This window comes from Westiellopsis prolifica IICB1, assembly GCF_004323185.1.
Classification (GTDB): domain Bacteria; phylum Cyanobacteriota; class Cyanobacteriia; order Cyanobacteriales; family Nostocaceae; genus Pelatocladus; species Pelatocladus prolificus_A.
Genome location: NZ_NAPS01000001.1, coordinates 2,741,750 through 2,756,407, shown reverse-complemented (window position 1 = coordinate 2,756,407; position 14,658 = coordinate 2,741,750). Strand labels below are relative to the sequence as shown.

The window sequence follows — 14,658 nt, the reverse complement described above, 5'->3', positions numbered from 1 at the left end:
ACACACCCTACACACCCCACACTACCAGACGCGATGAATCGCGTCTCTACATTACTCCCCACACTACCAGACGCGATGAATCGCGTCTCTACATTACTCCCCACACCCCCGTTCCCCCTACTGAAGTCCCTTGATTCTTGTTACTGCGCTATTTTGATAACTTGTCTTTCCTTTTTGCTGGTAAAGATGTACCGCAAGGCGATAACTCGCGATCGCTGCTTGTTGATTTCCTAATTGCGTGTAAGTAAGACCAAGGGCATAATAGGCATCGCCGTTGTTAGCATCTATACTAATAGCCTTGTTGAAATCAGCGATCGCCAGCTTATATTTACCCTGTCTCCGATAAGTGATACCTCTATTTATATAAGCATCCACGCTATTACTATTTATACTGAGCGCTTTGTTGTAATCAGCGATCGCTAATTCATATTTACCTACTCTGTGGTAGGCTATGCCTCTATTTATATAAGCATGAATATTTTGATTAATCTTAAGAGCTTGGGTATAATTAGTAATAGCTTGGTTGTATTGGTCTTGTCTGTAGTAAGCAATTCCTCTATTTATATAAGCATTTATATCACCAGGATTTTTACTAATCACTCGATTGTAAGTTTGAATAACTTTTTGTTGCTCGCTTTTGTTGATTTTTTCGTTTCCTCTGGTGTAGAAATCTTCAATGATGATCGTTTGAGGTAGAGGAGGTTGAATTGGTTGATTCTGTGCGGTGGTAACTGTGGTTGTCTTGGAAACAAACAGCGGAGGACAAGGATTTGAAGAGAGCAGGGGTGTAGATAAAGATTGGCGATCGCTACTATCAGATTTTTCCGAACTACAACTTCCACTAATCAAAGATTGTCTGTAAACAACGAAAGCAAAAATAGCCAATAAACCAAAACCAAAAGCAAAACTTCCACGTACAGCCAAGTTTTTGCGTCTTTGCACAACACTTTGGTGGACAAACTCTGTTTCCACCTGGTTTAACCAATTGTCATCACAATGAAGTACCTGTTTCAGCAAATTCAGACTGCGATCGCCATTCCAAAGTAATTTAGCTTTTTGTTCTGTTTTCCATTTCATTGCCGCAGGTGTCAACCGTCTTTGTAAAATTAAACTTTCCTCGTATTTTTGCTTCCACTCCACTAATTGACACCATTTGTTAATCAAAGCATCATCCGTTGCTTCTACATAGGGTTTACCCTCACCATCTTTTGAAATTGCTAGCAAACCTGCTGCACAAAAACGTTGAATTACTTCTTGTACTTGGATATTTGCTGGTTCTGGGTAATCCAATTCAGATAAAGGAACTTGTCTGCGTCTTAACTTTCCATCATCAACTGCGACCATTCGCAGCATGACATTGCAGACAATTTGCTCATAGGATTGATGCTGTTTGACTAAGGTCGTATATTCACTGTCAGCTTTTTGGACAAGACTGGACACCGCACCACCCAGTTCTTTGTATAACTATTGTTGTTCAAGCTAAAACAAAATAACCAATTTACTCAATAGTATACAAGTATGCTTATGTAGTCTTAACGAAAACTTTAATTATTTAAATAAAATTTTTCTTGGTGTCTTATACCAATTTCCTTTAAAAGTAGAGATGCGATATATCGCGTCTCTACATAATTTATGTGTATTGCGATTAACGTCAAATGGTATGAGGGGTTGCGAGGAACTAGATCCCCGACTTTTGAAAAAAGTCGGGGATCTGACAGCCCATCAAAATCAATGTGGTGGACTACTAGCTGCTAAATCTTAGTTGATTAATGCTGACCATGTCCATGTCCGTGTTTGTGAGAACAAGTTTGTAAATCTTGATTCTTCAGTTTGTCGGTGATTTCTTGAAGAGTTTCATCTTTAGATTTTAAGCCAATCCAAGCATCTATTTTTTCTGTATCAAAACCCACTTCCCGGCGATCGCCTACTTCCATCAATGGACGGCGAATCAACAGTGGATCTTTGAGCATCATCACTAGAGCTGTTTGTGGGTCTACTTTTTCGGGAATAATCTCACCTGATTGTACACGGCGAGCAGCGCGGTTAAACCATTCGACTACGGGGCGATCGCCAAAAAATGAATGTAGACGTTCAGCTGTCCAAGATTCTGTTAGTAGGTTATACGCGATTACTTCATGACCTGCGGCTGTCAGCAAAGTTTTTTGTTTTGTATTATTCTTACAGCCAGGTTTTTCATAAAAAATTACTCTTGCCATTGCAGTATCTCCTATTTAACAGTTATCAGTTATCAGTTACCAGTTATCAGTGTTTATTTATGTTCACTGTTCACTGTTGACTGTTCACTGATTTAACGTAGTTTTATACGCAACAAAATATTTCCCCTCTACTGCAAATGATGAAAGGTTCGTAATTAGTACTTTAGAGACTATTTATAAAGTAAATCTTAAGTAGGGGAGGCAAAAAGCGGCGTGGATGTTCCTCCCGCTTTATTGCCGTTGTGTTATGGCTTCAGCCTAACACACACTACAGTAATTTAATTTTTACTTTATAAATAACCTCTTAGCACTGACTACAGATTTAGATCATAATTAAATTTTAATGATAAATACAAGTTATTTGGTATTACAAATTATGAAAAGCAAGAACCCCGACTGATTAAAAAAAGTCGGGGTTCTATGTATTCGTCAAAAGTTCTTTGCTGTATGAGAAAGTACATTATATTCTAATCTTTGTTTTGGGTCAGTTTCGCCATAAATATTAAAAGTAACTGTTGGTTCATCACCCACTGATTCTACACAATGAATTGCATCGGGTGTAAAACTGATAATGTCACCAGGTAATAAAATTAATTCACCTGTTTGTTCAATTTTGTCTGGGAATTCTTGGTTAGGATTACGTCGCCAAAATGTATTTTTTTCTTTGCCTTTTAATAAGGCTACTACTCCCCAAGTGCCATGATTATGAATATTAGATTTTGTGCCTGGTGCAAATGTTACTGTTTGTACTGTCAGGGGAAAGCCTAATTCATCGTAGAGAATTAAAACTGATGTTCCTGTTTTTTGATGAGGTTCTAGGTATTGACTTTGCACCCAATAAGAGTTTACAAGTAAGCGCCTAACTAACATTTGAATTTCTGGTAGGCGACTAGTTTCATCTTCAACATTATTAAGAATATCTTCGAGTTCAGTCAAGAATCGATAAAGGCGATAATTATCTTCAAGTAAGTCCCATGCTCTGGCTGAATTACAAGCTTGATACTCTCCATCTCCATTGACATGCCAATCTCTTTGTTTCATGAATTATGCTTAATTTCAGAAAAATTTTTGTTTATTCTTACACGCTTAAACCCTTATACCCTGGTAGCATATTGATTTGTAGTGTCTCATTCTTCATCTTCTTCTGCGGGTCGAGTCAAAATATCAAGTAATATTCCAGCACCAAAGTCATTTTTATCATCAATAGATTTAACTTTAGAGCTAATTTCTTTGGCTTTTTCTAGTTCTCCAAGTTTGGCTAATACTAATCCTGAAGCAGCATAAGCATTTAAATACAAACGAATTTGTTCATCTTCTTTTCTCTTAATTAAGATTGGCTGTAATTCTTGCCAATCATCAGGTAATTTCTCAGATTCTTTAATTTTGTCGATAACTTTCACTGCTGTTTGCAGTGCCATTTTGTAATTATATTTGTAATAAAAATATCTATAAGCCGCTACCAAAACTTCTAGATTATCGCCTGTTTTGGCTAAAGCTTGATGCATATACTTTTCCGACTCTGACGTATTTTCCCAATGATCAGCCGCCAAAATTAATAATTCTTTGATTTCCTCTGGTACTTGAAACCAGGAAAATCTTTCTGCATCAATTTGCATAAAAATCTCCTTGATATTAGTTAGTGATTAGTCAATACGGTTCTGTCTAGAGACGCAAAATTTTGCGTCTCTACATAAACTAACCACTAACTATTTCCTAAAACAAAGTCAGAATGTACAACAGCGTGAAGAGAATAATCCAAATAATGTCTACAAAGTGCCAGTAAATCTCTGCCATCTCAATGCCAGTATGTTTAGTAGCACCATAGTGACCAGGACGACGCGATCGCCACAATACACCTAATATTAATAACAGTCCCACAAACACGTGCAAACCGTGAAACCCAGTCATGAGATAAAAACAATTAGCAAAGACATTAGTAGTCAAACCATATCCCAAGGTCATGTATTCATAAACCTGACCTAATAAGAAAATTGCCCCCATAACTGCGGTAATAGTATACCAAAACCGCATCCCTTTGACATCATTCTTCTTAATCGCCGTATCACCAAAGTGAATAACGAAACTACTCGAAACCAGAATAATCGTGTTAATTGTCGGTACCAATAACTCTACTTCCGTTCCCTCCGGCGGCCATACCTCTGTACTACCGCGAAAAAACAAATAAGTAGCAAAAAACCCACCAAACATTAAAGACTCCGAAATGAGGAACGTCAACAATCCCCAAACTCGTAAATCCTGATGTTCCTCATGATGACTTGGACTCGTCGTTGTTGCGATCGCCATACTGTGTAATTGTTGATTGTTAGGTAATTAACGTTGCATATTTTCGGGATAATTAAAATTGAATTCTTGGCGTTCTTGGCTACTTGGCGGTTCATTCTTCATCCCTTATTTATGCAACGCTTAGTAACTTAATAGTTAAAAATTAACTATTAACCATTAGCTGCAACAGTAGTATCACCTGTTTGCGAAGCTATACCATGACCATTCATCCCATAGTCATAAGGGCCATGAGTCACCACAGGTAAAACTTCCCAATTCTCAATAGCAGGTGGAGAACTAGTAGTCCACTCCAAACTCAAACCATTCCAAGGATTATCACCAGCTTGCTTCCCAGCCATCCAACTCCAAATCATATTGATGGCAAAAGGAACCACTGATAGACCCAAAATATACGCACCAATTGTACAAATCTCATTAAGGTGGGTAAATTGTGGATCATACATCGCCACACGCCGCGGCATTCCTTGTAATCCCAATTCATGCATTGGTAAAAAAGTCAAGTTCGTACCAATAAAGGTCAAAATGAAGTGAATTCGACCCAAAGTTTCATTCGCCATCCGTCCAGTGATTTTGGGAAACCAGTGATAAATCCCGGCGTAGATACCAAACACAGAACCACCAAACAAAACATAGTGGAAGTGGGCAACTACATAATATGTGTCGTGGACATGAACGTCAAAAGGCGCTGTTCCCATCGTCACGCCACTTAAACCGCCCATAACAAACATCATTAATAAGCCGATCGCAAACAGCATGGCGCTGGTAAAACGGATTTTACCACCCCAGAGGGTTGCAACCCAACCAAAAATCTTCACACCAGTGGGAACAGCAACAATCAAGGTGGAGATGGTAAAGAACATCCGCATCCAACCGGGTGTACCACTAGTAAACATGTGGTGTACCCAAACGAACAAACCGACAACACAAATCGCCAAACTCGAATAGGCGATCGCTTTATAGCCAAAAATCGGTTTACGCGCATGGACAGGAATCACTTCCGACATAATGCCGAAAATGGGCAGAATCATTAAATAAACTGCCGGATGTGAGTAGAACCAGAACAAGTGTTGGTAAATAACAACGTTACCACCTGCATCTGGTTTGAAGAACGAAGTCCCAAAATTGAGGTCAAACAACAACAGTACCAAACCTGCTGCTAACACTGGTGTAGATACCAATGCTAAAACAGAAGTTGCCATAATTGCCCAGCAAAATAGGGGAAGTTGATCCCATTTCATGCTAGGAACTTTCATAAACAGCATGGTGACAACAAAGTTTAGCGAACCCAAAATTGAGGAAGTTCCCACCAAAACAATAGCAAGTATCCACATTGATTGGGCGATCGGCGCAGTCACCAAACTTAAAGGGGGATAAGCTGTCCAACCAGATTGGGAACCGCCGAAAAAGAAACTAGCTAAAATTAGTAAGCCTGCGGGTGGATTCAACCAAAAGGCGATCGCATTCAATTTTGGGAAAGCCATATCCCTAGCACCCACCATCAACGGTACTAGGAAGTTACCAAATCCCCCAATTGCACTGGGAACGATCCACAAAAAAATCATGATCGTTCCGTGATTGGTCATGAAAGCGTTATACAGATTCGGATCGATTAAATCAGCATCTGGTGTTGCTAACTCAGCACGCATGGCGATCGCCATCAGTCCACCAATCAGATAAAACAAAAACGCCGTCACCAGATATTGAATACCGATCACCTTGTGGTCAACATTAAACGTAAAATAGTCATACCATTTCCACGCTTGCGGATGATGATGAGTACTTTCAGTCACCACAATTGTGGCTTCCTTTCCAGGTGGATGATTCGGTGGTATATCAAGAGTCATGTTTTTAGTCCTCTGTCATTTGTCAGGGCATTGGGCATTGGGCATTGGGCATTGGGCATTGGGCATTGGGCATGGGGCATTGGGCATTGGGGAGCCAGTGCGCCCTTGGAGGTTCCACGCCACGTGCTTTATGCCGGGAAACCCGTCCACCGCAGTGGCTCCTCCGTTGTAGCACCTGGCGTCATTGGGCATTGGGCATTGGTTATTCTCCTTTGTCTCCCTGCTCTCTGTTCCCTACTCCCACACTTCCCACACTTCCCACACTTCCCACACTTCCCACACTCCCCACTCCCCGATCCCTAATCCCCGATCCCCATCTTCTTTGCATAGGGCGCGAGATATTCTGATACAGATAATTCTGCTGGGTTAATTGCTACAGCTTGTTGTAATCCTTGTTGCTGTTGAGCGATGCGATTTTCTGTCAACCAGCTTTCGTATTCTTCAGGTGTATGAACTACTACTTGTGATCTCATCGAACCGTGATAACCACCACACAGTTCTGTGCAAACTACAGGATATGTACCAACTTTAGTCGCAACAAATCGTAGTTTTGTGGGAATACCAGGAATTGCATCTTGTTTGAGGCGGAATTGTGGTACCCAAAACGAGTGAATCACATCTGTAGAGGCTAAGTTGAGTTGTACATCAGTACCCACTGGTACGTGCAACTCACCAGCAGTAACACCGCTATTAGGATAGTTGAAAATCCAAGCAAACTGCATTCCCGTAACATCAACAACTAAGTCAGGTGATTTACCTTGTTCGTTAGCACCCGCACCAATACCAATATTGGCATCGTTTACTGAAGTGGCTGTTTGTTGTGTCATTCCAGAAGCATCACCCAGAGTTGCAGCAATTGCACTTCCTGGCATCTGGTGGGTAACATGAACTGGAGTGTGGCTATGACCACCCGGTTCTAACCCTCCCATTCTGCTATAAACATCGACACTGTAAATCCCCAAACCCAGAACTATTACAGTAGGGATTGCTGTCCAAAAGACTTCTAAAGGTAAATTACCCTCAATGGGCGCACCATCTGTATCATCACCTTTACGGCGACGAAACATCACCAAAAAAATCAAAATCGTTCCTTCAACTACCACAAATAAAGCAGTAGCAATAATCAGCATCACATTGAAAAAACCGTCTACTAAAGGCGCTTGTTCCGATGCCTGAATTGGTAGTAGACTATGGTGCTGACCTACCCAAAGGCTGAAGAGTGTGATTAATACCCCAGCAACTAAGGTTAACAGTGAAACAGGAATTTGTTGCATACATTTCGGGATAACGTCGTTCCAGGTGTAACCGTCGCTAAGTTTCCAGTTAAAAGCTAAAAGTAAAAAGTAAAAAGTAAAAAGCAGGCAATGGTTATGGCACTATTATCTGAACCGATTTGTAGAGTCATCCAATTTTAGATTTTGGATTTTGGATTGGTTCCCTATGGAATTTGGGGGAGCATCCCATTTTTTTCAATATAGGTTTAAACCCTTAGCTAATAGCACAAGTCGTCTTCATACAACTCAAATAAATCAAGCAGTCTGCTTAAGCAGACTTTAGCTATGAGACTGCGATTTCAATCGTAGGGTTTTTTGAACATTTGGGATGTTCCCGACTTTACGGCTTTTACCATTAAGGATATCGGTCAAAGGTTCATAGTGAACTTCCAGCTTTTTGAGAACTAAATATAATTTGTTTTTTGTCTTTTTACTTTTGACTTTTCACTTGTTGTGACATGGGTTTTATCTTAAACACAAAACCAATAAAACCCAATTTATCTTACTTCTCAATTGTCGGCTTTTAATTATCTATGTGGGGATAATTTAAACTTGTTTTAACTTCTGTTGATTTCCAAAATATTTTAATCAATTAAATTGGATTATGAGCAACGTTCAATAAAAATTACTTTTAATTTAGTCAAACAATTTTATCTAATTAGCCAAATTTAATTAGTTAATAATTCACATTTAGCTTACACAGATCTGTTCACCAATAACTATTTACCGAAAAGTAAGCATACCTAAAAATGACCAATGACTATTGTACAGACGCGATGTTACTCGCGTCTCTAATAACCAATAACCAATAACCAATGACCAATGACCAATGACCAATGACCAATGACAACCTCAACTAGTTAGTTTGATTTGTGCCGATTTACTTATAAATTCCCTATAAATATAGAGAAATCCCCTCTACTTATCTTTTTCTATTGAACTTATTTCCTTGATAAACAGTTCCTTTTTTGACAAAGAACTCGCCTTAAACAACAAAATCTCATTTCCTAAGTATCAATAAACAAGTTCATGATTTCTAACTAAGTCGGCGGAAAGGAATATAGGGATGTTACAAAAAGTAGACATGTACCAAACCCTTACCAATGACAAATGACTTTTGACAAATGACGACCCCAACTAGTACCAAACCTGCTATGGCACGTCTGGAACATTTGTGCCAACTTACTTACTTAGTTATTCAATTCAACATGAGTGTAACAGTTTTTCGAGCAAATTCTAGAACAAGCACCACAGCCAATACAATTTTCTGGATGAGCAACTGTCATCACTTTCTTTTCGATTTCATCATCATCTTCATCATCTACAAATTCACCCTCTTCATTCATTGGTCTTAATACCAACACATCATGTCCGCAAATTTTAAAGCATCTGCCACAGCCGATGCATTTGTGTTCATCAATTGATTGTGCAAATTTGGGTGTCCAAGTTTTACCACCAAATGTCAATCCTGTGAGTACTGCCATGAACTTACCTTCCAGAATTCATCTACAACTAGATTGGCGCTTTAACGCTCATACTAACATAACTGTAATTAGCTTTTTTTAATGTTCAAATCTAACGATTTACATAGTCAAAATTCCATAACTTTGCAACATTTATTGGGTTGTTTACTATCTTTTAAATCTAGATGAAATTCTTTGCTAATAACATTTAATAAAAGACAAGAACCCCGACTTATGTTGATAAGTCGGGGTTCTAAGCTCTGCGATAATCACAAATCATATACAATTGCTATATATCAATAATAAATCATGAACAATAAACTACGATTATTATATTTTCAGCATTTTAAATTCAACAACAAAGATGATATTCATTTGCAGTAAATATCAATAAAATCAAAAAGCTATATAAAGTATTAAGAGATACAGAAATGTTCCAGATCCCCAACTTCTTAAAGAAGTCGGGGATCTGGTTTTTGATGAAAAACAACTAAAAATGTAAACCAATTAACAGATAATAATTTTTGTTAAATATTAATATTATTAATAATCCTATTTCCCAAGATGGGTGAAATATTCAAACACGTATCTTCGTGTCAAATATAAAATTGCTCTGACACAAACTACCCGCCATAAGGAAGATGTTATGCAAATGTCCATACAGTTGATATGATTTGGATAAGCATATAATTATCTCAGAGTCCTAATAGGAAAAAGATTAAAGGGACAGGGTTCAAGGAATAAAGGAATTCTTTTACCCCTTACTCTTTACCCTTAACTTAACTGTATTGCTTATACAGTATTTCTGAGTTGGGGAGTGTTGCTCAAACAACAAACAAATTTCTACAACAGGTTTTGTTGAGCAATAAACAGAGTGGAAATTACTGAAAATCAAAAAATTAACAAAATTTATCTTTCGCTCATGATGAACAAACCTACAACAATATCTGTGAAAAGTATAGATAATTAAGAATTTAATAAGGCTCGGCTAGGTTATGAGCATAGAGTAACTTTCAATTGGATGGAAAGTCCGAAGATAGATGTGGGTGGTGAGTACGGCAATAACAATTTATAGTGTTGCCCGAATTGTGTGGTTGTGAGTGGTGAAAAGAGGGGACACATCCAGGGGAAATCCGAGCCAGACATCTCAACGAGTACATTGGCAATAGCCTTATGCCTTACACAATACCTAATAATAGTTGCGTTGGATGTGACAACTGCCGTCCTCAATGTCCTACAGGTGCTATTAAACTTGAAAACGATGAATATTGGATTGACCCTTGTCTTTGTAACAACTGTGAGGGTTACTATCCTGAACCACAATGTGTGGTAGCTTGCCCAACCAATTCTCCCATACCTTGGCACGCCAAAAGGGGAAGATGCAAAGTTGATTTACGCGAGGTAACTAGTCCAGATTTATTTTCCAACGGTAAGAGTAACCCCTTTGCTTCAGCAATTGTGATTTGGGAAGCTTGCAATTTGCTCTCCCAACGAACATCATTACCTTGGCAAACAGATGAACAAGGAAATTTGTGCTATCGTCGCCAAGTCAATCAAGGAAAAGGGGCGATCGCATTTCATCTGAGCAAATCACCCCAAAGCAGTGAACTTGTCACAGAATTAGCAGCAATAGAGACACTAGATATCAGATCCGCTTGTTTACATCTGATTTTTGCAGCTTATGCAACAACCCAAGACCGACCTTGGGAACAAGAGTTTACTATTGATGAACGACAAATTGAGAAATACTTGGGCTTAGAAAAGCGCAAGGACTTAAGCAAAAATGTCAAGCTGACTTTGATTAACAACTTAATTCAGCAAGCTTGCTCACTTGTCGTTTCCATCGACTGGCCCCAGCAAGGTATGCTCAAAGGATTCTCTCTACAACCAAGCCGTTTGTGGGAACTAGTCCAAGTTCAACGCCACTTCCAAGAAGATAATCTTGGATGTAAATATCTTGTTGGCTTAACCTTCAAAATTCGAGCTGGAATCTGGGCGCAGTATTTCCTCAACAAACAAGCATGTAAAGAACGAACTGCGTTTTATCAATACGGTAGCCTGCCAAAATCTCTATTAACCACAGTTATGAGTATTTGGCAACAACACGAAGGTACAGCACGATTAATGCTGTGGTTACTATTTAAAACCAAAATGGGTGCCGCTCAACGGATTACAGTTCCGACATTGATGCGCGTCGCTTATGGTGAGGAGAAAATTGCTCAAGCATGTCGCCAAAGAGAAGAACGCAAACGCCTGTTGCGGACTTTTGAACATGATTTAGAAGTTCTCAATCACCACGGGATGAAATCAGAATTTGATCCAGTCACCTACCCGCCAACAATCCAACCTTTGTGGGCGAGACTGGTTGATATTCCCGAAGACCCAGACGAAGCACTAGAATTTTGGATTAATGACGGTAGCGGTACATCACGTTTGACAGACGTCAGCCCCCGTGGTAAGTGGAATTTGTTGATGAACGCCCGAATTTTATCTTTCAGCCTACCACCAGACTGGGAGAAGCAAACAGTTGACTCAGAAAAAAAGCAACGAATCACAAAAAACAAAAGAAAAATCAAAACGACTGGTGATTTACTGGGCGAACAAATTTTACGGGCGCGCAAAAACCTCAATCTCTCCCAAAGAGATTTAGCTAAACTCGCAGGTAAAAGTCAAAGTTGGATTCGCGATATTGAAAAAGGTCGCTTGAAGGTTAAATTAGAAGACCAAGTAGTTTTACGTAAGGTGTTGGGTTTGAATTCGGCCTGAATTTAGCAAGATGCATTATAGACTCAACAGTCGGTTTTAACCGAGTTTTGCTACTAGCCTCAGAATTGATTCTGAGGCGGGCTGGATGAGAATGAAATAGCGCTGACTGTAGACCAAGGTGTTAACGCATCTTTAAATCTATCTCTGGCTTGACTGGTAGCTTCTAGCTTCACGAAATGAGTAGGTATTAGCTAAAGCTTGATTCCTTAAAAGAGCCAAAACTGATAAGCGGTCTTCGTCCTGAATACGCCGTGTCGTGATTCGGTCTGGATAACACCTCATGAACATGTTAGTAAAGTGCGTTCCGTAGTGAATATATTCATTGCTTGATGGATTAGACAGAGGACGGACACAAGCGTTGAAATTTGGTTCATGAAAGTACGCTAAAGCAAATCGCTCTCTTGTATTCAGCCTGACTTTATGTGGAGTTGAGAGTAGGTAGCCATTAGTCATGAACTGAAGGATATCACCAGGAAATACCGTCAGTACATTTGGTACAGGCTTCACAAAAGTCCAGGGTTCCTCATTTTCATACATACCTGCGGAGCTTTCATCTGAACGCCAATTCCGGTTTCTCTGTTCTCCTTCCACTGGAGGACGTACATACAAACCACCGGCATCATCCTGAGCTGCAATCACCAATAGTCCATAATCAGTGTGTGCGCCGATTCCCCTCGCCGATTTTTTTGAAATTGGTGGGAATCGCAAGACACGCATGTGGTGCCAACCATTGAGCGTGAAATCAAAAGTATTCATGTCAACTTCCAAGCCCAAAGCTACCAGTTTCAGTAACTTCTCACCTATCAAGCCCAGTTCATCCATGAATATTGTCATGTTTTGCTGGTAATCATGATTCGGCCAAGGTACTGGTCCATGACATGGCCATTGCTTTTGTACACATACATCATCTAAGGGAACATCTTTGCAGAGAGTAAATATCTCGGAATAATCCGATTCTCCTGCTGTGATTTCCTCGCCTGAAGCAATATAGCCGCTATAGGTAAGATCACTGATGCGTTGGGATTTGAACCCCAACGGCATACGAAAGAACCTTCTACTGGCTTCAAATGCATTCTGGACTTTTCTATCCTGTATTGTGCTAGTCGCTATTTGAAAGATTCCATCAGTCCTCCAGGACTGAATCATTTGGTGTCCTAAGTCAATATTGGATTGAGTTGCAGTAATGGATTTGGGTAGGTAGAAAGTTTGCAAATTAGTCATCGTCATGAATTCGTATTTAATTTTTTTGGCAGCAAAAAATGAGGTTTTATTTATGAATAAAACCTTGGTTTTTTCCTCATACAGAAAAACTTCTGAAGGCAAAAATCATCACTTCCGTAGTAATACTTAGTGACTTTGCCTCAAATTTGTAAATAATATCTAAACCTATAATTTTTGAAATGTCACTTATTAAGTAAAAATAAAATTTATGATTTTTATTCTTAAGATTTACTTAAGCATCGGAGCCACCCCCCATGCTCGGCTTCAGAACCAGACTTGAAAGTTTACAGCGAAACAACCTTCACTTTGACATTAAAGGCTCTTTAGCTAAAAAATAATCGTAAGCGAAAAGACATATAATTACGATCGCGATCGCAAGAAATCCTGCCAAACCACCAATACCAACTGTTAAATCGTTTCCTCTCTTAATCAGTCAAATAGGAAGTACAGCAACTCCATTAATTGTGCCATGCATAATAGCAGCAGCAATCACTGATTTTGATTTGATTGTGATGTAACTATATTGATATTATTTCAGTCCAATCTGTGATCATCACTACAATAAGACATGAGCATTATGCTTAATTTTATTCACGCCAAGGTGTTTGGCTATTTTGGTATAAATGCATCAGTAATTTTAGTTTTCCGACTGAGTAACTAGTATGTTCAATGCCACAGAAATATTAATAGATGCTTTTGTAGGACAAATTCGAGAAGGCTACCGTCGTACCTACGGCTGCTTCAAAACCGATTATCAAGACATAATTGCTTGGGCGGGAAACATGGCTTTAGAAAACATTGCCAACAGTGACGCCCTGTATCATAATGTAGAACACTCAATTCTTGTGACTTTAGTAGGACAAGAAATCTTACGCGGCAAACACATTCGAGAAGGAGGTGTTTCTAGTGAAGACTGGCTGCACTTTATTATTTCCCTATTGTGTCATGACATTGGTTATGTCAAAGGCGTGTGTCGAGAAGACCGTGAGGAAAAAGCCTTGTATGCTACAGGTAAAGATCACAAAATGATTTCTCTCCCTTCTGGGGCTTCTGATGCTAGTTTGACTCCTTATCATGTAGATAGAGCAAAACTTTTTATTGATGAGCGCTTTGGTGGTCACAAATTAATAGACTCTGAAGCTATTAAGACCAATATTGAATTGACTCGCTTTCCAGTACCTGCTGCTGAGGATCATCAATGTACAAATAACTATGCAGGCTTGGTTCGTGCTGCTGATTTAATTGGACAATTAAGCGATCCCCGCTACTTAAAAAAGATTACTTCTTTATTTTACGAATTTGAAGAAACTGGTATAAATAAGGTTTTGGGCTACCAAACACCTGCTGACTTACGCAAGAATTATGCTAAATTCTACTGGCATGGAGTCTACCCATATATCCAAGATGCACTACGTTATCTAGCTCTGACACAGCAAGGTAAACAAATTATTGCTAATCTCCACTCTCATGTTTTTGTTGTCGAACATGAAGTTCCTCAAGACGAAAAGTTATATTTTGTTGATATAGTCAAGAGTCCATAGTCAAGAGTCTATAGTCTAAAGTTTTTGAC

11 protein-coding genes are annotated in these 14,658 nt (G+C 39.2%); 2 read left to right on the top strand and 9 right to left on the bottom strand.

The genetic code is table 11. From position 1 onward, the window contains the following. Positions 1–117 precede the first annotated feature (117 nt). The 8 genes from B4U84_RS11415 to fdxB all read right to left on the bottom strand — a co-directional run bounded on the left by B4U84_RS11415 (position 118) and on the right by fdxB (position 9,122). Entirely contained in the window at positions 118–1,452 is a 1,335-nt protein-coding gene (locus tag B4U84_RS11415) for a tetratricopeptide repeat protein (RefSeq protein WP_510650805.1), read from the bottom strand. 314 nt (positions 1,453–1,766) lie between these two features. Beyond that, a complete protein-coding gene (locus B4U84_RS11410) occupies positions 1,767–2,216 on the bottom strand; it encodes an ArsC/Spx/MgsR family protein (RefSeq protein ID WP_131117890.1) in 450 nt (149 codons plus the stop codon). Positions 2,217–2,645: 429 nt separating this feature from the next. Further along, entirely contained in the window at positions 2,646–3,257 is a 612-nt protein-coding gene (locus B4U84_RS11405; protein WP_017313221.1) for a cysteine dioxygenase family protein, read from the bottom strand. A gap of 86 nt (positions 3,258–3,343) precedes the next feature. Then, complete coding sequence (locus B4U84_RS11400) at positions 3,344–3,832, bottom strand: hypothetical protein (protein WP_131117887.1); 489 nt, start codon at positions 3,830–3,832, stop codon at positions 3,344–3,346. Positions 3,833–3,929: 97 nt separating this feature from the next. Next, on the bottom strand, positions 3,930–4,520 hold the full coding sequence (locus B4U84_RS11395) for a cytochrome c oxidase subunit 3 (RefSeq protein ID WP_017313223.1): 591 nt from the start codon (positions 4,518–4,520) through the stop codon (positions 3,930–3,932). Positions 4,521–4,669: 149 nt separating this feature from the next. Then, positions 4,670–6,364 (bottom strand): cytochrome c oxidase subunit I, encoded by a 1,695-nt coding sequence (gene ctaD / locus B4U84_RS11390; protein WP_017313224.1) that lies wholly within the window; start codon positions 6,362–6,364, stop codon positions 4,670–4,672. 299 nt (positions 6,365–6,663) lie between these two features. Continuing rightward, positions 6,664–7,638 (bottom strand): cytochrome c oxidase subunit II, encoded by a 975-nt coding sequence (locus tag B4U84_RS11385; protein ID WP_131117884.1) that lies wholly within the window; start codon positions 7,636–7,638, stop codon positions 6,664–6,666. Positions 7,639–8,828: 1,190 nt separating this feature from the next. After that, positions 8,829–9,122, bottom strand: a complete 294-nt coding sequence (fdxB, locus tag B4U84_RS11380; RefSeq protein ID WP_017313226.1) for a ferredoxin III, nif-specific — start codon at positions 9,120–9,122, stop codon at positions 8,829–8,831. Positions 9,123–10,274: 1,152 nt separating this feature from the next. Between fdxB and B4U84_RS11375 the strand changes: the two genes are divergently transcribed. Continuing rightward, on the top strand, positions 10,275–11,867 hold the full coding sequence (locus B4U84_RS11375; protein ID WP_017313227.1) for a helix-turn-helix domain-containing protein: 1,593 nt from the start codon (positions 10,275–10,277) through the stop codon (positions 11,865–11,867). A 138-nt stretch (positions 11,868–12,005) separates the two neighbouring features. On the opposite strand, the gene B4U84_RS11370 is transcribed toward B4U84_RS11375, so the two are convergent. Next, positions 12,006–13,190, bottom strand: coding sequence for a 2OG-Fe(II) oxygenase family protein (locus B4U84_RS11370; protein ID WP_207390922.1), 1,185 nt, complete (start codon positions 13,188–13,190; stop codon positions 12,006–12,008). Between the two features lie 560 nt (positions 13,191–13,750). On the opposite strand from B4U84_RS11370, the gene B4U84_RS11365 reads away from it, so the two are divergent. Beyond that, entirely contained in the window at positions 13,751–14,629 is an 879-nt protein-coding gene (locus B4U84_RS11365) for an Npun_R2479 family HD domain-containing metalloprotein (RefSeq protein ID WP_017313229.1), read from the top strand. The last annotated feature ends 29 nt before the right edge of the window (positions 14,630–14,658 follow it).